Origin of the sequence: Propionivibrio limicola, from assembly GCF_009469695.1 — a bacterium.
Taxonomy (GTDB): domain Bacteria; phylum Pseudomonadota; class Gammaproteobacteria; order Burkholderiales; family Rhodocyclaceae; genus Propionivibrio; species Propionivibrio limicola.
Window position 1 is genome coordinate 13,917 of sequence record NZ_SSSR01000002.1, and the last position, 18,931, is coordinate 32,847.

14 protein-coding genes and 1 pseudogene are annotated in these 18,931 nt (G+C 64.0%); 6 read left to right on the forward strand and 9 right to left on the reverse strand.

All coding sequences use genetic code 11. From position 1 onward, the window contains the following. Positions 1-4: 4 nt before the first annotated feature. From GH659_RS02090 to thpR, 3 genes are read left to right on the forward strand one after another with little or no spacing between them, the layout of a single operon-like run. Complete coding sequence (locus tag GH659_RS02090) at positions 5-1,270, forward strand: molybdopterin molybdotransferase MoeA (protein ID WP_153109428.1); 1,266 nt, start codon at positions 5-7, stop codon at positions 1,268-1,270. Then, a complete protein-coding gene (mog, locus tag GH659_RS02095; RefSeq protein ID WP_153109091.1) occupies positions 1,267-1,812 on the forward strand; it encodes a molybdopterin adenylyltransferase in 546 nt (181 codons plus the stop codon). Before GH659_RS02090 ends, mog begins: the two co-directional genes overlap by 4 nt. Positions 1,813-1,826: 14 nt before the next feature. Then, entirely contained in the window at positions 1,827-2,360 is a 534-nt protein-coding gene (thpR, locus tag GH659_RS02100) for an RNA 2',3'-cyclic phosphodiesterase (RefSeq protein ID WP_153109092.1), read from the forward strand. A gap of 108 nt (positions 2,361-2,468) precedes the next feature. Here the strand turns inward: thpR and GH659_RS02105 are convergent, their stop codons facing one another. Further along, positions 2,469-2,675: a cold-shock protein gene (locus GH659_RS02105; protein WP_153109094.1), complete on the reverse strand. Its 207-nt coding sequence runs from the start codon at positions 2,673-2,675 to the stop codon at positions 2,469-2,471. Between the two features lie 601 nt (positions 2,676-3,276). Between GH659_RS02105 and GH659_RS02110 the strand changes: the two genes are divergently transcribed. Beyond that, the gene (locus GH659_RS02110) at positions 3,277-4,422 is read left to right on the forward strand and encodes a GGDEF domain-containing protein (RefSeq protein WP_170285799.1); all 1,146 of its coding nucleotides are present in this window, start codon (positions 3,277-3,279) and stop codon (positions 4,420-4,422) included. A 42-nt stretch (positions 4,423-4,464) separates the two neighbouring features. On the opposite strand, the gene GH659_RS02115 is transcribed toward GH659_RS02110, so the two are convergent. The 8 genes and pseudogenes from GH659_RS02115 to GH659_RS02150 all read right to left on the reverse strand — a co-directional run bounded on the left by GH659_RS02115 (position 4,465) and on the right by GH659_RS02150 (position 16,431). Then, positions 4,465-5,157, reverse strand: a complete 693-nt coding sequence (locus GH659_RS02115; RefSeq protein ID WP_153109097.1) for a DUF3334 family protein — start codon at positions 5,155-5,157, stop codon at positions 4,465-4,467. A gap of 135 nt (positions 5,158-5,292) precedes the next feature. After that, positions 5,293-8,178 carry a nitrite reductase large subunit NirB gene (nirB, locus tag GH659_RS02120; RefSeq protein ID WP_153109099.1) on the reverse strand — a complete coding sequence of 962 codons (2,886 nt, stop codon included), beginning with the start codon at positions 8,176-8,178 and terminating at the stop codon, positions 5,293-5,295. Positions 8,179-8,234: 56 nt separating this feature from the next. Beyond that, positions 8,235-10,982, reverse strand: coding sequence for a nitrate reductase (locus GH659_RS02125; protein ID WP_153109101.1), 2,748 nt, complete (start codon positions 10,980-10,982; stop codon positions 8,235-8,237). Positions 10,983-11,031: 49 nt separating this feature from the next. Further along, positions 11,032-12,237, reverse strand: a pseudogene (locus GH659_RS02130) (NAD(P)/FAD-dependent oxidoreductase); the annotation flags it as partial. Positions 12,238-12,359: 122 nt separating this feature from the next. After that, positions 12,360-13,154: an ABC transporter ATP-binding protein gene (locus tag GH659_RS02135; protein ID WP_153109104.1), complete on the reverse strand. Its 795-nt coding sequence runs from the start codon at positions 13,152-13,154 to the stop codon at positions 12,360-12,362. A 5-nt stretch (positions 13,155-13,159) separates the two neighbouring features. Then, complete coding sequence (ntrB, locus tag GH659_RS02140) at positions 13,160-14,080, reverse strand: nitrate ABC transporter permease (RefSeq protein WP_153109105.1); 921 nt, start codon at positions 14,078-14,080, stop codon at positions 13,160-13,162. 204 nt (positions 14,081-14,284) lie between these two features. Continuing rightward, positions 14,285-15,583: a CmpA/NrtA family ABC transporter substrate-binding protein gene (locus GH659_RS02145; protein ID WP_153109107.1), complete on the reverse strand. Its 1,299-nt coding sequence runs from the start codon at positions 15,581-15,583 to the stop codon at positions 14,285-14,287. A 272-nt stretch (positions 15,584-15,855) separates the two neighbouring features. Continuing rightward, positions 15,856-16,431: an ANTAR domain-containing response regulator gene (locus tag GH659_RS02150; RefSeq protein ID WP_153109108.1), complete on the reverse strand. Its 576-nt coding sequence runs from the start codon at positions 16,429-16,431 to the stop codon at positions 15,856-15,858. Between the two features lie 348 nt (positions 16,432-16,779). Between GH659_RS02150 and GH659_RS02155 the strand changes: the two genes are divergently transcribed. After that, entirely contained in the window at positions 16,780-18,204 is a 1,425-nt protein-coding gene (locus GH659_RS02155) for a cation:proton antiporter (RefSeq protein ID WP_153109109.1), read from the forward strand. 114 nt (positions 18,205-18,318) lie between these two features. Next, on the forward strand, positions 18,319-18,915 hold the full coding sequence (locus GH659_RS14990; RefSeq protein ID WP_153109110.1) for an RcnB family protein: 597 nt from the start codon (positions 18,319-18,321) through the stop codon (positions 18,913-18,915). Positions 18,916-18,931: the final 16 nt, after the last annotated feature.

An 18,931-nucleotide genomic window follows, 5' to 3' on the forward strand; every position in this document is an offset into this window, starting at 1 on the left:
CGCAATGACCCATAAGACGAATCTTTCCGTGGGGGCGGCGCAGACCTGCGTCCTGCAGCACGTATCGCCGCTCGGTGCCGAGGAGGTGCCGCTCGAGCGCTCGCTCGGCCGCGTGCTGGCCGGGGACGTGCGCGCCAACCGCGATCTGCCACCGTGCGACGTGTCGGCGATGGACGGTTTCGCCGTGCGCAGCGCCGATCTGGCCGCGGGGGCGGTCGCCCTGACGGTGATCGAAGACATCAAGGCCGGCGATCGGCCACAGCTCGCCGTGCAATCCGGTCAGTGCGCGCGCATCATGACCGGCGCACCGGTGCCGGTCGGCGCCGATGCGGTGATTCGCGTCGAGGATTCGCGTCCGCTGGCCGATGGCCGTGTCGAGTTCGCTTCCTTGGTGAAGGCCGGTAACGACATCCGCGTGCGCGGCGAAAACATGCGCGAGGGCGACGTGGTGCTGGCGGCGGGAACGGAAATCACGCCGGGCGTTGTCGGCGTGCTGGCGACGGTCAAGCGCGCCCGGGTGAAGGTCGTCCGACGGCCGCGCGTCGCTATCCTGTCGAGCGGCGATGAACTGGAGGCGCTCGATGCGCCGTTCGACCCGGATAGGATTCCAGACTCGAACAGCTATGCACTGATGGCGCAGGTGCAGGCGCTCGGCATCGAGCCGGTGCGGCTCGGCATCGCCCGCGACGATCCCGACGAACTGGCCTCCTTTCTCCGGCGCGGCCTGAATCCGGCCGATTTCGAAGTGCTTCTGGTCTCAGGCGGCACCTCGGTCGGCGTGCACGATCATGTCCGGCCGACCTTGGAAAAACTTGGCGTGACGATGCATTTCTGGCGCGTCGAAATGAAGCCGGGGCATCCGGTCGCCTTTGGCACCACCGAGCGGGGATGGGTGTTCGGACTGCCGGGCAATCCGGTGTCGAGCATGGTCTGCTTCGAGCAGTTCGTCGCACCGGTACTGCGGCGCTTGATGGGGCAGGCGCGGCTGTTCCGCCGCACCATTGCTGCGCGTCTCGCGCATCCGCTCAAGACACGGCCGGGGCGCACCGAATTCATCCGCGTGACGCTGACCCCCGACACGGTGGGCGGCTACGTGGCGGCTTCGACTGGCTCGCAGAGCAGCGGCGATTTGCTGTCGATGGCGCGCGCCGATGCCTTGCTGGTCGTGCCCGACGACTGCGCCGGCCTTGCCGCCGGCGATGTGGTGCAGGTGCAACTGCTCGACGGCACCGCGTTTCAGAATCTTTCAGGTTTTACGGAGGACGCATGAAGACCGCACGTATCGGCATCCTGACCATTTCCGACCGCGCCAGCCAGGGCGTCTATGAAGACAAGGGCGGTCCGGCAATCCGCGACTGGCTGGCGCAGGCGCTCGTCAGCCCGTGGGTCGCGGTGGCGCGGGTGATTCCCGACGAACAACCGTTGATCGAAGCGGCGCTGATCGACATGGCCGACGTCGAAGGCTGCAGTCTGATCGTGACCACCGGCGGCACCGGCCCCGCCTTGCGTGACGTGACGCCGGAAGCGACCGAGGCGGTATGCACGAAAATGCTGCCCGGCTTCGGCGAGCTGATGCGCTCGGCGTCGCTGAAGTTCGTTCCGACGGCGATCCTCTCGCGCCAGACGGCCGGGGTGCGCGGCCGGAGTCTAATCGTCAATCTGCCCGGTAAGCCATCGGCCATCGACGACTGCCTGCAAGCCGCTTTTCCGGCCATTCCCTACTGTATCGATCTGATCGAAGGCGCGTATCTCGAAAGCAACGACGCCTTTTGCCAGGCCTTCCGGCCGGCGCATGCCAAGGCCAAGGGGTAGCAGGAGGAGCCTTCATGCGTCTCTTCTTCGCCCTGTGGCCACCGGCCGACGCGCGCCGGCGGCTGGCGGCTGGCGCCACGAGTGGCGCGCGGCTGTTGGGCGGCCGAGCGACGCGCGTCGAGACGATCCATCTGACGCTGGTCTTCCTCGGCGAGGTGGCCGAGGCGCAACTTCCGCTGGTGCTGGCGGCGGGGGAGAGGGTTCGGTCGGCGCCGTTCGAACTGCGCATCGACCAGCTCGGCTACTGGCGCCACAACCGCTTGCTCTGGGCGGGCTGCACGACCATGCCGCCGGAGCTACAGTCATTGGTCGATGATTTGCGGCAGGCGCTGACCGAGGCCGGCATCGCTTTCGATGACGCCAAGCGGCGTTTCGTGCCGCATGTGACGCTCGTGCGCAAAGTGCCCGAAGCCCGGGTGGCCGGGTCGTTGCCGGTGATCAAGCCGATTCTCTGGTCTTGCGCCCGCTTCGCGCTCGTCGAATCGCAATTGACCGAGCACGGATCGGTCTACCGGATGCTCAAGGAGTGGCCGCTGGCGCCTGATTGAATGCCGGCGCGGGGGCCGTTTTTTTGTCGCCGAAAAAACAAAACCCGGCAGAAGCCGGGTTCTTGGAGAGGGACAGACGAAGGTCTGCCCTGATACGTCGCAGGTCGCTTATTCGACCGGGACGATGTTCGATGCCTGTTGACCCTTCGGGCCCGTGGTGACGTCAAAGGTGACGCGCTGACCTTCTTTCAAGGTCTTGAAGCCTTTCGACTGAATCGCCGAGAAATGCGCGAAGAGATCCTCGCCGCCTTGATCCTGAGCAATGAAGCCAAAACCCTTGGAATCGTTAAACCACTTAACAGTACCTGTTGCCATATCTTGTATTTCCAAAAAAATAATAAAGGGGCGTGCCCTTAGGTAAAGCGAGGATCAAGAAGGTGCAGCGGACCGGAAAAAACTGAACCGGAAAACAGCACCACGGACTTGAAAATCGCTGGCGCGCACTATGCACGCGATTGCCGCGTTGTGCAAGTAAATTTTTGATTTTTCTCAAAAAATTCAATCTGGCTGGGGTGGGTATGCTGATGTGCTTGCCGGTGGCGGCGAAGGTGTGGCGTTTTTGCCGGTGCGCGCTGCGGTGCGCGGCGGGTTGCGGTTGTTTTTCCTGTAAGCGCCCGGCTATGCTGGAAATGCAGCCGTGGCGGACGACTGGGACCGTTGAAACGGGGAACGTTGATTTTGGCGTCGTCGGGAATTTTCAGGCCAGACCGGCGTCAGACGAGCGGAGACAGGAGCGCTGGTTCTAAAAAAGAGAAATTGTCGGCAAAAAGGGAGAATGGCGTTGCTCACGGAAGAAAAACCTTCGCCGCCGCCTGAGCGGCAGGAAGTGCAGCCATCATCGTTGGGCCCCCCGTCTGGCGGGGCGGTGCCTCCTCGGCCAGCCGAAAGGCAGGCGAAGAGAGGCGCTGTGCGCCTGGTGGCGATCTATGCCGTTTTCGCCGCGCTATGGATTCTGCTGTCCGACAAGGCGGTCGGCTGGCTGTTCAGGGAGCCGGATACGATCACGCTGCTCAGCCTCTTGAAAGGCTGGTTTTTTGTCGGCGTCACTTCGCTCATGTTGTATGTGCTGGTGCGGCGATTGATCGAGCAGGCGCTGGCGCATTCGGCGCGTGAGCAGGCGGCGCTGACCGAGAAGCAGCGTACGCATCAGTTGCTGGCGGCGATTGTCGATAGCTCAAGCGATGCCGTATTCGCCAAGGATCTGGAAGGGCGCTACATCCTCTTCAATCGCGAAACGGCACGGGTGACGGGGAAAACGCCGGAGGAGGCCCTGGGGCACGACGACCGTGCGCTCTTCCCGGCGCAGCAGGCCGAGTTGATCCGCGCCAACGATCGGCGCGTGATTGCCGAGAATCGCATCAATACCTACGAGGAAAAGCTCGACACCGTCGATGGCGAGCGCATTTTCCTTGCTACGAAGGGGCCGCTCTGCGACGCGGAAGGCCGCCTGTTCGGTATGTACGGGATTTCCCGCGATATCACCGAGCGCAAGCAGATGGAAGAGCAGATCCGTGAGATGGCCTTTTTCGATCCGCTGACCCAGTTGCCGAACCGGCACCTGCTCAACGACCGCTTGTTGCAGACCATGCTGACGAGCAAGCGCACTGGTTTTTATGGCGCCCTGATGTTCCTCGATCTCGACAATTTCAAGCCGTTGAACGATACGCACGGGCACGCCGTCGGCGATCTTCTGCTGCTCGACGTCGCCGTCCGGCTGAAAAAATGCGTGCGCGAGATGGATACTGTCGCCCGCTTCGGCGGCGACGAGTTCGTCGTGATCCTGAACGATCTGGATACCGATCGCGACGTTTCCGTAGAAAAGGCGCACGCGGTTGCCGAGAAAATCCGCGCTTCGCTGTCGGAACCCTACCGGCTGTTCGTCCAGCGCGGGGAGGGGGAGCGGTTTGTCATCGAGCATCACTGCACGGTGAGTATCGGGGTCTTCGTCTTCATCAACCACGACGCGACGCCGGACGACATCCTCAAATGGGCCGACGCCGCGATGTATGAGGCGAAAGACGCCGGGCGCAATGTGGTGCGCTTTTACAGCCCTTCAGCGTAAGGCGGGCGCGCCGCCTTACGGCTGTTTTCCGTCTGGTCGGGCTTACATGCCGAGCGATTTGAGCAACTCGTCGTGCTCGCTTTGGCTGTCGTTGACGGGCGCCGTGGCTGCTGCGGTGGTCGCACCGTTCGCCTGGGCAATCAGCTCGTCCGGGTCCGGTGCCTCGAGCGGTTCGAAGTCGCGGACCTTGATGAACTCGGTGCGGTCGATCGCCAGTTCGAGATAGAACACGTTGTTGCGGCCGGTATAGAAGGTTACGCGGCGCGCCTCGGGCTGGTCGAGGTGGGTGTCGACGCTCAGCATCACCTGCTTGTTGAGCGCCAGCATCTTCGGCTGGTTCTGCGTGATGTGGGTCTGCAACTCGCGCCCGATCTTGCCGGTGAAGTCGCCGACGATCTGGTTCATCAGCTCGCCCATGACGTTGCTCACTTCGTCGGAGGTGAAGGCGCTGGCCAGATCGCTTTTCGCCATGCCCATGTTCAGCATGTAGCTTTCGTACAGCTCCATCGCCGCTTGCGCCGAGAAGTTGAGGATGACGAGGCCGGAGAAACCGCCGTCGAAGAGGACGAAGCAGCCGATGTCGGGTTTCAGGCACGTTTTGGTGATCCGCTGCACCATCGCCGAGTAGTGAATCTGGCTGTGGGTGGCGACGGTCAGCACCTTGGTGACGGAGTTGCACAGGCTGACGAGCAGGTCTTCGGTGCCGAAGACGACGGAATTTTCTGTTTTTTCCATGACCCTGACTGTTTGTTGGATTATTGAGTGAAGACGACAGACAGGCGTATGTATAGCACAGTCTGTTGCACCATCGTCGCCAGGGTCCGTATGGCGGGCACGGCCGCCGTGATGACGGCCGTGCGGTGATGCTGGTCAAGCGCCGCTGGCGACGAGCACCCGGCCGTTGTCGACCTGCGCGGCGTAGGTGCGGAGCGATTTCGCCTCGTTGTCGGCGCACAGCCCGTCGCGCAGGCGGAAGCGCTGTTTCTTGAGCGGGCTGGCGACCCACAGCTCGCCGTCGTGCTCGGCGATCAGGCCGCGCGAGAGCACGCTGGCCTGGCCGAACGGATCGACGTTGTCGAGGGCGTAAATCTGCTCGTCGGCGCGCGGGCGGAAAAGGGCCACCGCTTCGCCGTTGACCTGCGCGCACAGGCCGGTGCCCGGCACGATGTCGGCGAGCGCGCAGACGTCGGTCCACTGCGCGGCGTCGTTCGGTAGAGGCTTGATTTCGATGACCCGGCGTTCGGCCGGGCGGGCCGGACGCACCTGGTCGCGTTCGGGGACGAACTGCACCAGCGGATCCTTCTCTTCGTTGTTGATGAAGTGATGGAAGCGCGGGAACTGCGAAGGCTCCTGCAGCGTGCGCGTCCATTCGCACTGGAAGGTGGCGAGGTGGTCGGCGAGTTCGCTGTCGAGCTGGGCGCCGATGCCGAGGCTGTCTTCGAGCAGGACGCGGCGCAGGTAATCAACGCCGCCTTCCATGTTGTCGATCCAGCCCGCCGTGCGCTGCAGCTTGTCGGCGGTGCGGATGTAGAAGAGCAGGAAGCGGTCGATGGTGCGGATCAGCGTTTCCCGATCGAGGTCGGCGGCGAGCAGGTCGGCATGGCGCGGCTTCATGCCGCCGTTGCCGCCGACGTAGAGGTTCCAGCCCTTGTCGGTGGCGATGATGCCGACGTCCTTGCCCTGCGCTTCGGCGCATTCGCGCGTGCAGCCGGAAACGCCGAACTTCATCTTGTGCGGCGAGCGCAGCCCCTTGTAGCGGTTCTCCAGGAAGACGCCGAGGCCGGTGCTGTCCTGCACGCCGTAGCGGCACCAAGTGCTGCCGACGCAGGTTTTGACCATGCGCAGCGCCTTGGCGTAGGCCTGTCCGGTCTCGAAGCCGGCGGCGATCAGTTTGGCCCAGATTTCCGGCAGGTCGTCCTTGTGCGCGCCGAACAGGCCGATGCGCTGGGCGCCGGTGATCTTGGTGTACAGACCGTACTCCTTGGCGACCTGGGCGACGGCGAGCAGGCCGTCTGGCGTCACTTCGCCGCCGGCCATGCGCGGGATCACCGAGTAGGTGCCGTCCTTCTGCATGTTGCCGAGGAAGATGTCGTTGGTGTCCTGCAGGGGCGCGTTCTCGGGTTTCAGTACGTATTCGTTCCAGCACGAGGCGAGGATCGAACCGACGGCTGGCTTGCAGACTTCGCAGCCGTAGCCGCTGCCGTGCTTGGCGAGCAAGGCGTCGAAGCTGCGGAAGTTGCCGGTGCGAATCAGGTGATAGATTTCTTGCCGCGAATAGGGGAAGTGTTCGCAAAGGTGGTTCTTGACCTCGATGCCGTGTTTTTTCAGTTCGCTGTTCAGTACCTGCGTGACCAGCGGCAGGCAGCCGCCGCAGCCGGTGCCGGCGCAGGTTTCGGTTTTCAGCGCGCCGAGCGTCGTGTGGCCGTCGGCGACGGCTTCGATCAGGCGGCCCTTGGTGACGTCGTAGCACGAGCAGATCTGCGCGGTGTCGGGCAGCGCCTCGACGCCGATGGCGTGCTTGGCCGAGCCGGCATGACCGGGCAGGATCAGGCTGTCCGGATGCTCCGGCAGTTCGATACGGTTGCTTGCCAGTTGCAGGAGCTGGCCGTAGTCCTCGGTATCGCCGACGAGCACGGCGCCGAGCAGGTGCTTGCCGTCTTCCGAAACGTTGATGCGCTTGTAGATGCCTTCGGCGCCGTCGAGATAAACGTAGCTGCGGCTGCCCGGCGTCGTGCCGCGAGGATCGCCGATGCTGCCGACGTCGACGCCGAGCAGCTTCAACTTGGCGCTCATGTCGGCGCCGGTGAAGGCGTTTTCATTGCCGAGCAGGTGGTCGGCGGCGACCTGCGCCATTTTGTAGCCGGGCGCGACGAGACCGAAGAAACGGCCGTTCCACGACGCGCATTCGCCGATTGCGTAGATGTCCGGCTGCGAGGTCTGGCAATGATCGTCGATGACGATGCCGCCGCGCGGAGCGATGGTCAGGCCCGACTGGCGGGCCAGCGCGTCCTGCGGGCGGATGCCGGCCGAGAAGACGATGAAATCGGTTTCGAGCGTGCCGCCGTCGGCAAACACCAGCGTATTTTTGGCCTCCGTGCCGTGCGGCAGGATTTCGAGTGTGTTCTTGCTGGTATGCACATGCACGCCGAGCGCCTCGATCTTGCGGCGCAACTGGTCGCCGCCGGCCGGGTCGAGCTGCTCGGCCATCAGCACCGGCGCGAACTCGACGACGTGCGTTTCGACGCCGAGCGCCTTGAGTGCGCCGGCCGCTTCCAGTCCGAGCAGGCCGCCGCCGATGACGACGCCGCGCTTGCTGTGGTGGGCGCAGTTTTCGATGGCGTGCAGGTCTTCGATGGTGCGATAGACGAAGCAATGCGGGTTCTGTTCTGTCTGCGCGCCCTTGATGTTCGGAATGAACGGCACAGCACCCGTGGCGAGGATCAGTTTGTCGTACGGCAAGGCGTCGATGTTGACCGACGAGACCGATTTGTTTTCGCTGTCGATCAGGATGGCGCGTTCGCCGAGCAGGACCCTGATGCCGTGTTGCTCGTAATAGCCATCCTTGACGAGCGACAGCTCCTCGGCCGTATGGTGCGAGAAAAACGACGACAGATGCACGCGGTCGTAGGCGACGCGTGGTTCTTCACCGAAAACAGTGATGTCGTACTGGGCGATGGCACCCTTGTCGACCAAGGTCTCGATAAAGCGGTGGCCGACCATGCCGTTGCCGATGATGACGAGGCGAGTTTTATTCATGGCGATCCTTTGTGTAATGAGGGTTGTTGTGGCACTCGAAAATGTTCTGATCGGTATCAATGTTTTTGCGATGCGGACAGCATGCGTCGGACTTCCGTCAGGCAGGAGCCACACGAGGTGCCGCATTTCAGCTTTTCTTGAATCTGCGGCAGCGTCTGGCCGGCGCGGATTTCGGTCGCGATGGCGTCGGCGCTGACGTCGAAGCAGTTGCAGACGACACGGCGCGGAGCGGCAGTAGCCACGGGCGGCGTTGCGCGCGGGGCGAATATCCAGCGGCGCAGCACGTCGATGGCGATGCCGTCGCGTAGCGCGGCGCGCAGCCACGGCGCGGCGATGTCCTCACCGGCGAGCAGGACGCCGGTCAGGCGGCTGTCGTCGATGCGCGCCCGTTTCGTGACGTGACGGGCGCGGTCGTGGTAACCGAGGTTGCCCGCTTCTGGTAGATCGACCGCGCTGGCGATGGCCTCGACGCGGTCGGCCGCGAACGGTTCCCGGCTGGCGATGCGTAGGGCGACGAGCGGGCGCTCGCGGCCATCAAGGGTCAGCGCGGCGAAGGCGAACTCGCCGAGCAGTGGCTCAAGTTTGGCGCGCCAGGCCAGCGCGATTTCGGCCGCATCGCCGCCGTCGCCGGCCGAGCGCAGCGCCGTTAGCCGCCAGGGCAAATCGGCGGCTTCGATGCGCACGGCGGCGTGCTTGAGCTCGGGCTGCTTGGAAATCGGATCGAAGGCCGACACGGTCAGTGCATTGACGCCATCGTGCGACAGGCTGCGCCGCCCCCAGTGCATGGCGACGAAAGCCTGGCCCGGACGCACATCCTCGCTGGCGGCGACGGGTAGAACGATGCTGTTGCGGGCGCTGCTCAGGCGCAGCAGGGTATCTACCGTCCATCCGTGTTTTTCCATGTCGGACGGATGCAGGCGGACGTTCGGCTCCGGCTCGTGCGCATACAGGCGCGGGATGCGGCCGGTGCGGCTCATGCCGTGCCACTGGTCGCGCAGGCGGCCGGTGACGAGGCGGAACGGGTAATCGGCGTCGGGGGCTTCGGCGGTCAGTGTTGTTTCGAGAGCGATAAAGCGGGCCTTGCCGTCGGCGTGCGCGAAGCGGTGGTCGGCGTAGAGGCGCGGCGTGCCGGCGCTGGCGTTCGCCTGGAACGGCCATTGCTGCGGGCCGAGCCGGTCGAGCGCGGTGTGCGACAGGCCGCCGATGTCGAGGTCGCGGCCAACGGTCGTAACGACGTGTTCGGCGTAGACGTCAGCCGATGTGGCGAAGGCGAACAGGGCTTCGGCCTCGGCCTTGGCGCCAATTTTTCCGCCCAGCGCCAGCGCGAAATCGCGGGCGATGCGCCAGTCCTGACGTGCCTCGCCGGGCGGCGGGACGGCGGCGCGCACGCGGCTGATGCGCCGCTCGGAGTTGGTTACCGTGCCTTCCTTTTCGCCCCACGTGGCGGCGGGCAACAGCAGGTCGGCGAGCGCCGCCGTCTCGGTGTCGGCCCAGGCGTCCTGGACGACGACGAATTCGGCCTTGGCCAGCGCCTCGCGCACGCGGTCGAGGTCGGGCATCGATTGGACCGGGTTGGTGCAGGCAATCCAGATCGCCTTGATGCGGCCTTCATGCACGGCATCGAACAGCTCGACCGCCGTCGCTCCCGGCTGCACGGGCAGGGCGGGAATGCCCCACAGGCAGGCGAGTTCGGCGCGGTCGTTGGCGTTAGCGAGGTTGCGGTGGCCGGGCAACAGATTGGCCATCGCGCCGGCTTCGCGGCCGCCCATCGCGTTCGGCTGGCCGGTTAGCGAGAACGGCCCCATACCCGGCTTGCCGATGGTGCCGGTGGCCAGGTGCAAGTGGATCAGCGCGGCGCCGTTGGCCGTGCCGTGAATCGACTGGTTGAGGCCCTGGCACCAGAACGAGAGTGGTGCCTTGGCCTGGCCGAACCAGCGGGCGGCGGTGATGATGTCCTCCGAGCTGACGCCGCAGGCCACTGCGACGGCCTGTGGCGTGCTGTCGGCGATCTGCCGGCGCAGCGCATGGAAGCCGGTGGTGTGGACGGTGATGAAAGCGTGATCGACCAGTCCTTCGGCGAGCATCACGTTGAGCATTGCCGAATAGAGCAGCACGTCGCTGCCCGGCGTGATGGCCAGATGCAGGTCGGCCTCGGCGGCGGTGTCGGTGCGGCGCGGGTCGACGACGATCAGCTTGAGCTCGGGATTGGCGGCGCGCGCCGCCTCAATGCGGCGGAACAAGATCGGATGCGCGAAAGCCGGGTTGGCGCCGGTGATCAGCATCAGGTCGGCGTGGTCGAAATCCTCATAGCTGCACGGCACGGCGTCGGAACCGAGCGTCGCTTTGTAGGCGGCCACCGCCGAGGACATGCACAGGCGTGAATTCGAGTCGATGTTGTTGGTGCCGATCAGCGCGCGCGCCAGTTTGTTGAAAACGTAGTAGTCCTCGGTCAGCAACTGGCCGGAAACGTAGAAGCCGACGGCGTCCGGGCCGTGTTCGTCGATGATGGCGGCGAAGCGCTCGGCGGCGGTATCGAGTGCCTGCTCCCAGCCGACTGCGCGGCGCGGCTGACCGCGTGTTTCGCGCAGCATCGGCGCGGTGGCGCGGCCGGTACGTACGGCGGCGAGGTGTAGCGTGTTGCCCTTGGTGCACAGGCGTCCGAAGTTGGCCGGATGCGTCGGGTCGCCGGCGACGCCGACGATGCGCTCGCCAGCCGATTGGATAATGACACCGCAACCGGTGCCGCAGTAGCAGCAGGTGCTGCGCGTTTCCGTGAATCGTTCTGGCGTGAGCGGGGCGTTCATGATCGGTCTCGTCTGCGATGCGTAGCGCTCAGGCGGTTGCCGGCGGCGGGCCGAACATCAGGTGCGGGCGCAGGTTATCGAGGCGCTGCCTGTCCTTGAGCAGCTGGAAATACCAGGCGCCGTCGTCGGTGTCGCCGTAGAGCACGGCGCCGACCAGCGTGTCGTTCTCCACGACCAGTTTCTTGTAGATGCCGGCATCCGGGTCGGCGAGCAGGATTTCCTCAGTGTCGCCACCGCCCATGAAGTTGCCGGCCGAAAACACCTTGATGCCGGTGACCTTGAGTTTGGTGGAGGTGACCGAACCGCCATAGCGCGCCGCCTCATTGGCCTCCGGGTCGGCCAGGTGGCGGGCGCAGACTTTCGCCTGCTCGAACAGCGGCGCCACCAGACCGTAGGCGATGCCGCGGTGGGCGGCGCATTCGCCGACGGCGTAGATCGCCGGATCGCTGGTTCGCAGCGTGTCGTCGACAACGATGCCGCGTTCGCAGGCGAGGCCGGCCGCCTCGGCCAGCGCGCTATTCGGGCGGATGCCGGCCGTCATCACGACGAGATCGGCGGGGATCGAGCTGCCGTCGCCGAAATGCACGGCGCCGACGCGGCCGCTGTCATCGGCGGTCAGCGCCGCCGTTTGGGCGTTGAGCCGGAAGCGCAGGCCGCGCTGCTCCAGCGATTGCTGCAACATCTCGCCGGCGGCGCGGTCGAGCTGGCGTTCCATGATCCATTTGCCGCGATGCACGACGGTCACGTCCATGCCGCGCAGGGCGAGGCCGTTGGCCGCTTCGAGCCCGAGCAGGCCGGCGCCGATGACCACCGCGTGGCTGTGCGTCCGCGCCGCCTCGATCATCGCCTCGGTGTCGGCGATGTCGCGGTAGGCAATGACGCCCGGCAGGTTGTTGCCCGGCACCGGCAGCACATAGGCGGAAGAGCCGACGGCAAGCAGCAGGCGGTCGTAGTCGGCGACCGAGCCGTCATCGGCGATGACCTGCCGCGCCGTCCGGTCGATGGCTACGACCGTCTTCCCCGTGTGCAACGTGATGCCGTGCTGGCGGTACCAGTCGTGGTCGTTGAGCACGATTTCGGGAATCGTCATTTCGCCGGCCAGCACCGGCGAGAGCAGGATGCGGTTGTAGTTCGGATGCGGCTCGGCACCGAAGACGGTGATCTCATATGTCTCCGGCGCCAGCTTGAGCAACTCCTCCAGCGTCCGGCACCCGGCCATGCCGTTGCCGACCATCACGAGTTTTTGCTTGGTCATGTTGCGTACCTCTTTGGCCAGTGTCTCCGTCATCCCGGCGAAAGCCGGGATCCAGCTCGTGCTCCGAAATCCTGGATTCCGGCCTTCGCCGGAATGACGGGTTGTTCAATTCACGTTCTGCCTTACGCCGCCAGCGGATGGCTTTGCTTCGTGTAGAGGAACTCGATCACCGCCGAGCGGTAGGCCATGTAATCGGCGTTTTGCGTGAGGCTCAGGCGGTCGCGCGGGCGTGGCAGCTTGACTTCGAGGACTTCGCCGATCGTCGCCGCCGGGCCGTTGGTCATCATCACGATGCGGTCGGACAGCAGCACGGCTTCGTCGACGTCGTGGGTGACCATCACCGTCGTCGCCTGCGTCTTCTCGCAGATCGCCATCAGTTCGTCCTGCAGGCGGGCGCGGGTCAGCGCGTCGAGGGCGCCAAACGGCTCGTCCATGAGCAGCACTTTCGGCTCCATGGCCAGGGCGCGGGCGATGCCGACGCGCTGCTTCATGCCGCCGGAGATTTCGCCGGGGTACTTGTGCATGGCGTGAGCGAGGCCGACGAGTTCGAGCACGCTCTGCGTGCGCGCCTTGAGCTGGACCCTGGTTTCGGTCTCCGAAAAGACGCGCTCGACGGCCAGATAGACGTTCTCGAAGCAGGTCAGCCAGGGCAGCAGCGAGTGGTTCTGGAAGACGACGGCGCGTTCCGGCCCGGGGCCGGGGATTTCGCGGCCGGCGCAGATCATCGCGCCGGTCGTTGGTAGGGTCAGGCCGGCGATCAGGTTGAGCAGCGTCGATTTGCCGCAGCCCGAGTGCCCGATCAGCGAGACGAACTCGCCTTGGCGGATGCCGAGATTGACGTCGCGCAGGGCGACGAACTTGCCCTTCTTGGTGTCGAACGTCATGCCGACGTTTTCGATGCTGACGAATTTTTCCATGATGATCATGCCTCCGTGCGCAGTTGCTTGGCGAGAAAAACGAGCAGTTGTTCGAGGATCAGGCCGACGATGCCGATGATGAAGATGGCGATGATGATGTGTTCGACCTTGAGGTTGTTCCATTCGTCCCATACCCAGAAGCCGATGCCGACGCCGCCGGTGAGCATTTCCGCAGCGACGATGACAAGCCAGGCGGTGCCGATGGAGAGGCGGATGCCGGTCAGCATGTAGGGCAGCACGCTCGGGAAGAGGATCTTGGTGACGATCTTCCATTCCGAGAGGTTGAGCACGCGCGCCACGTTGAGGTAGTCCTGCGGTACGCGCTGCACGCCTTGCGCCGTGTTCATGATCATCGGCCAGATCGAGCAGATGAAGATCGTCCAGGTCGCCGCCGGGTCGGCGCGCTTGAAGACCAAGAGGCCGATTGGCAGCCAGGCGAGCGGTGAAACCGGGCGCAGCAGGCTGATGATCGGATTGACGATGCTCGAGAGCAGGGCGAAGCGGCCGAGCAGGAAGCCGGCCGGGATGCCGACCAGCGCCGCGAAGCCAAAGCCGATGGCGACGCGCTGCAACGACGACAGGATGTTCCAGCCGATGCCCTGGTCGTTCGGACCGTTGCGGTAGAACGGGTCGGCGAACAGCTTGGCGGCCGCCTCCCAGGTCTGTGCCGGAGTCGGAATGCTGCCGCCCTTGGCGGTGGCGAGGTGCCAGAGGCCGATCAGCAGCGCCAGCCCAAGGATCGGCGGCAGCACCTTGGCGAAGAAAGCGCGCATGGCGGCGGCCTGTTGCGTGGTGTCGCTCGGGGCCGAGGCCTTGGCCGGCTCCTTTCTGGTTTCCATGGCGTGCTCCTTGGTGTGCGTCGCATTGGCGCCAAGGGCGCCAGCGTACGGGCCGGCTGGAAGTGCGGTAGCGGAGAGGGTGGTCATCGCAGGTTCCTTTGTGGGTTCGTTGATTGCTCAGTGTTTTGGGGCAGCCGTGTTTTGTTAGTCAGGCAGCGAAAAAGCGAACCACCAAGGCACAAAGTGCACCAAGGTCGCACCAAGTAAAACCCTTGTTTCTCTTGGTGAAACTTTGTGTTCTTGGTGTCTTGGTGGTGAAGCAATGTCGTTGTTTGTTTTCATGACGTTCTGCTATCCCTTGACCTTGAAGCCGTCGGCGTAGGCTTTCGGGTCCTTGCCGTTCCAGACGGTGCCGTCGACCAGCTTCGATTCGCGCAGTTCGCTCTTCGGGATCGGCGCCTTCACCTGCGCGGCGGCTTCCTTGTACAGCGCGGTCTGGTTCACCTTCTTCGCCACGGCGAGGTAGTCCGGGTGATCCTTGAGCAGGCCCCAGCGCTTGTGCTGCGTCATGAACCACATGCCGTCCGAGAGGTAGGGGAAATTCACCGCGCCGTCGTTGTAGAACTTCATGTGATTCTTTTCCGACCAGCTCTTGCCGAGGCCATTCTCGTACTGGCCGATCATGCGGCTGCGGATGACGTCGACGTCGGTATTGACGTAGGCCTTGGCGGCGATCGTCTCGGCCGTCTTGCTGCGATTGGCCGGCGAGGCGTCGATCCACATCGAGGCTTCGAGCACGGCCATGATCATGGCGCGGGCGGTGTTCGGGTACTTCTTGACGAAATCGGCGGTGGTGCCGAGCACCTTCTCCGGGTGGTCGGCCCAGACGTCCTGCGAGGTGGCGGCCGAGAAGCCGATCTTGTCGATGATGGCGCGCTGGTTCCACGGCTCGCCGACGCAGTAGCCGTCCATGTTGCCGATGCGCATGTTGGCGACCATCTGCGGCGGCGGCACGACGATGGTCTTGACGTCCTTGATCGGGTTGATGCCGTAGGTCGCCAGCCAGTAGTACAGCCACATGGCGTGCGTGCCGGTCGGGAAGGTCTGGGCGAAGGTGTAGTCCTTTTCCTTCCTGGCGATCAGCGCGGCCAGCTTTTGCCCGTCGGTGACGCCCTTGTCCTTCAACTGGTTGGAGAGGGTGATGCCCTGACCGTTGTGGTTCAGTGTCATCAGCGCGGCCATGTCCTTCTTCGGGCCGCCGATGCCGAGCTGCACGCCGTAGATCAGGCCGTACAGCACATGCGCGGCGTCGAGTTCGCCATTGACCAGCTTGTCGCGGATGCCGGCCCACGAGGCTTCCTTGGTCGCCGTGATCTTGATGCCGTATTTCTTGTCGAAGCCCATCACCGAGGCCATCACCACCGAGGCGCAGTCGGTCAGCGGAATGAAGCCGATGCGGACTTCCTCCTTTTCCGGCTTGTCGGAGCCAGCGGCCCAGGCGGCAGACTGGATTCCAGGGGCAAGTGAACTCATGAGCGCGGCTCCGGTGGCAAGTTGCAGACTGCGGCGCAGAAAATCGCGCCGCGAGGATTCCGTCGAGGTTTCGGTTGAGTCGTTGCTGGCAGGCAGGATCGTCGGTTCATGTGTCATTTCGATCTCCAAAAGGCAATAAAAAACGGCGTTGATTCCTGCCGCAAAAGGGGAGGAATCTGACGCCGTTGTCTGATGGGCTGAACCGCCGTTGGCTCAACACTTGTCCGTTAATGAGCAGTTAGTGTGCCAATTTTTCTTTGGTTGCCAAAAGCTCTTTTAAAACAGCTTGTTATAGAAAGTGTTTGTTAAGCCTTGCGAGCTGCAGGGGCGGGCTTTTCTGCACTGTGAGTGTGCGACAGGAGGCGGGTTGGCACCGTCTCAGAGCACGTTCAGAGCAACAGCTCGGCCATATCGATGAGATTGCCGGCCACCTTGACGAGCGGTTGCGAGCGTTCCATGGCCAGCTTGCGCAGCGCGCCGTAAGCCGCCTCTTCGTCCATGCCGCGCGTTTTCATCAGGATGCCCTTGGCTTTCTCGACGATCTTGCGTTCGGAGAGCTTGCGGTTGCTCTCGGCCAGCTCGCGTTTCAGAGCCTGGTGCTCGTCGAAGCGGGCGATGGCGACATCGACGACGGCGCGCAGGCGGTCGATGTCGAAACCATCGACGACGTAGGCGGCGACGCCGGAGCGGATCGCCGAGCGGATCGTCGCTTGGTCGCTGTCGTGCGAGAACATGACGACCGGGCGCGGCATGTCGCGGTTCATCACGGCCAGATGTTCGAGCGTGTCGCGCGACGGCGATTCGGTTTCGATCAGGATGATGTCCGGCTTGATTTCCTCGATGCGGGAAACGAGTTCGAGCGACGACGGCAGCACGGCGGCGACCTGATGCCCGGCCTGAATCAGACCGCCGCAGATCTGCACGGCCCGCTGCTGCGATTCATCGATGACGAGGACGCTGGCCATGAAATGATGTTTCCGGAATTTTGCACATGGCGGATGTGACCGGCGAATAGCAGGTAAGTTCGTCGGCAAGTTTCTGCATCGGAAACGGTCCTCGGCCGATGATCGGAATTTGTTCCCTGTTTGTTCGTAAAAAACGATTGTTTTCTTCTACGGGTTCGATAAAAGTTTATGTAGAATCAGCGCCGAAAAATCATTCGTGATGCGTTTTGCGCATCATGGACTAATAATGGGGATGGGGTCGGGCCGTGGCGCCGCAAATGAAAAAGGCTGGCGCTATCTTCATGCGGCCGATTTTTCTGCGGTTTTCCCCGGCTCGTATTCGGGATCGATCAAACGTTAGGTACGGCTATGCGCACATATTCTTTCTGTCGGTCGCCCTTGTCCGGCGATGCGGCGTTGACCAACGGCGGGGGGCAGCGCGCCGGGCTCGCCTTGGGGTTGCTTTGTCTTCCTGTTTCCGCTTTTGCCGCCGGCAGCGGTGCCGTCGGGGAAAACCTGCTCTGGCTGGCGCTGATCCTGATGAGCGCACGCATTTTCGCGCCGTTCGCCCAGCGCTTCGGCTTTCCGGCCGTACTTGGCGAATTGTTGCTGGGCGTGCTGCTCGGCAATCTGTCGCTGTTCGGCGTCGGTCTGTTCGACACGATTGCCAAGGACCCGATCATCGCTTTCATCGCCGAACTCGGTGTCATCGTGCTGCTCTTGCAGATCGGTCTGGAAACGCGCTTTGCCGATCTGGTCCGCGTCGGCGGGCGGGCGTTCTCGGTCGGCACGGTCGGCATCGTTGTGCCGTTCGTGCTCGGCGGTTTCGTGGTCGGGCCGTGGCTGCTGCCGGGGCTCGACCAGAATGCCTATCTCTTCCTTGGCGCCACGCTGGCGGCGACGTCGGTCGGCATCACCGGCCGCGTGTTCCGCGATCTGGGCAAGCTCAACATGCCGGCTGCGCGGATCGTGCTCGGCGCGGCGGTGATCGACGACGTGCTCGGCCTCGTCATTCTTGCCGTGGTGACGAGCCTGGTGCAGGCCGGCTCGGTCAGCGTCGGCGAAGTGGCTCAGATCATCGGCGAGGCGGTGCTGTTCCTCGGCGGCAGCCTCTGGCTGGGGCGCAAGATCACGCCGCATTCGGCGCGCTGGCTGGCGCGCGTCGATGCCGGCCATTCGATGCTGTTCGCGCAAGTGCTGGCGACCGGCCTCGGGCTCGCCTGGCTGGCGCATGCGATCGGACTGGCGCCGATCATCGGCGCGTTTGCCGCCGGTCTGCTGTTCGAGCCGGTTTTCCTCAAGGATTTCAAGACGCCGCAAATCGTGCAGGACATCGAGCCGCTGATCCGCGATCCGGAAAGCCGCTCGCTGATCGACCGGCTGATGCCGATTCTGATCCGACATACCGGCCATCAGCACGAACACATGATCGAGCCGATCGGTTACCTGTTCGTGCCGGTGTTTTTCGTGCTGACCGGCATGCAGGTCGATCTGCGGACGCTGGCCGACCTGCACGTCGTGACGGTGGCGCTCGGCGTGACCGGCGCCGCCGTCGTCGGCAAGCTGGTGGCGGGGATGTGTGCCGGCAAGGCAGGGCGGTGGCTGGTTGGCTGGGGGATGGTGCCGCGCGGCGAGGTGGGACTCATTTTCGCCATGGTCGGCAAGCAGCTGGGCGTGATGAGCGAATCGATGTTTTCGGTGATCGTCATCATGGTCATCCTGACCACGCTGATCACGCCGCCCATGCTGTCCTGGCTGCTCGGGCGCGCGCCGGCAGACGAGAACGCCACGTAGGCGATTCTGCCTTGGTTGCATGGCGACGTGTCTCCGCCGGTACCGGCTGGCTCGTTTAGAATGACGAAGGTCGGCCGCGCCAGGCGGCACCGTTATTTATCCGGGGAGAGCGTCATGAAACTTCGCGTAACCACCATCGCCGCGCTGGCGGCAGCTTTGCTGGCGGCGCCCGTCAGCGTGCTGGCTGAAAAAGGCGGCAAACATGGCGGCAGCAAGGAATATGGGCCGTCGAACGAGGACCGTTACGAACAATACGGCCTGGACGACCGGGGCGGGAAAGGTCAGGACAAGGGAAAGAGCCACAAGGAGAAAGGCGGCAACGATAGGGGGGGGAACGATAAAGGCGGTAAGGCGAAGGCGCCCCAGGACGGATATTCGGGGTCGGGTCGCGCTTCGGTCGAAATCCGCTTTGGCGAGCCGGATCGCCGTGCCGTCTATGACTATTACGGCGCCCAGGCACGTCGCGGCCAGTGTCCGCCCGGATTGGCCAAAAAGAACAACGGTTGCCTGCCGCCGGGGCAGGCCAAGAAGTGGTCGATGGGACGCCCCCTGCCGCATGACGTCCGCTACTACGACCTGCCGCACGATCTCCTCGTACGCATGCCGCCGCCTCCGGCGGGACATCGCTACGTGCAGGTAGCCGGCGATATCCTGCTGATCGCCGTCGGCACGTCGATGGTTGTCGATGCGATTCAGGACATCATGCGCTAAAAGCTGGAAAAGCGGA

Bases quoted from the DNA above. Each gene is read 5' to 3' on its own strand.
- GH659_RS02105 (WP_153109094.1), bottom strand. From the start codon at position 2,675: ATGGCAACAGGTACTGTTAAGTGGTTTAACGATTCCAAGGGTTTTGGC.
- ntrB (WP_153109105.1), bottom strand. From the start codon at position 14,080: ATGACCACCCTCTCCGCTACCGCACTTCCAGCCGGCCCGTACGCTGGC.
- GH659_RS02090 (WP_153109428.1), top strand. From the start codon at position 5: ATGACCCATAAGACGAATCTTTCCGTGGGGGCGGCGCAGACCTGCGTC.
- thpR (WP_153109092.1), top strand. From the start codon at position 1,827: ATGCGTCTCTTCTTCGCCCTGTGGCCACCGGCCGACGCGCGCCGGCGG.
- GH659_RS02115 (WP_153109097.1), bottom strand. From the start codon at position 5,157: ATGGAAAAAACAGAAAATTCCGTCGTCTTCGGCACCGAAGACCTGCTC.
- GH659_RS14990 (WP_153109110.1), top strand. From the start codon at position 18,319: ATGAAACTTCGCGTAACCACCATCGCCGCGCTGGCGGCAGCTTTGCTG.
- GH659_RS02150 (WP_153109108.1), bottom strand. From the start codon at position 16,431: ATGGCCAGCGTCCTCGTCATCGATGAATCGCAGCAGCGGGCCGTGCAG.
- GH659_RS02135 (WP_153109104.1), bottom strand. From the start codon at position 13,154: ATGGAAAAATTCGTCAGCATCGAAAACGTCGGCATGACGTTCGACACC.
- nirB (WP_153109099.1), bottom strand. From the start codon at position 8,178: ATGAATAAAACTCGCCTCGTCATCATCGGCAACGGCATGGTCGGCCAC.
- mog (WP_153109091.1), top strand. From the start codon at position 1,267: ATGAAGACCGCACGTATCGGCATCCTGACCATTTCCGACCGCGCCAGC.
- GH659_RS02125 (WP_153109101.1), bottom strand. From the start codon at position 10,982: ATGAACGCCCCGCTCACGCCAGAACGATTCACGGAAACGCGCAGCACC.
- GH659_RS02155 (WP_153109109.1), top strand. From the start codon at position 16,780: ATGCGCACATATTCTTTCTGTCGGTCGCCCTTGTCCGGCGATGCGGCG.
- GH659_RS02145 (WP_153109107.1), bottom strand. From the start codon at position 15,583: ATGACACATGAACCGACGATCCTGCCTGCCAGCAACGACTCAACCGAA.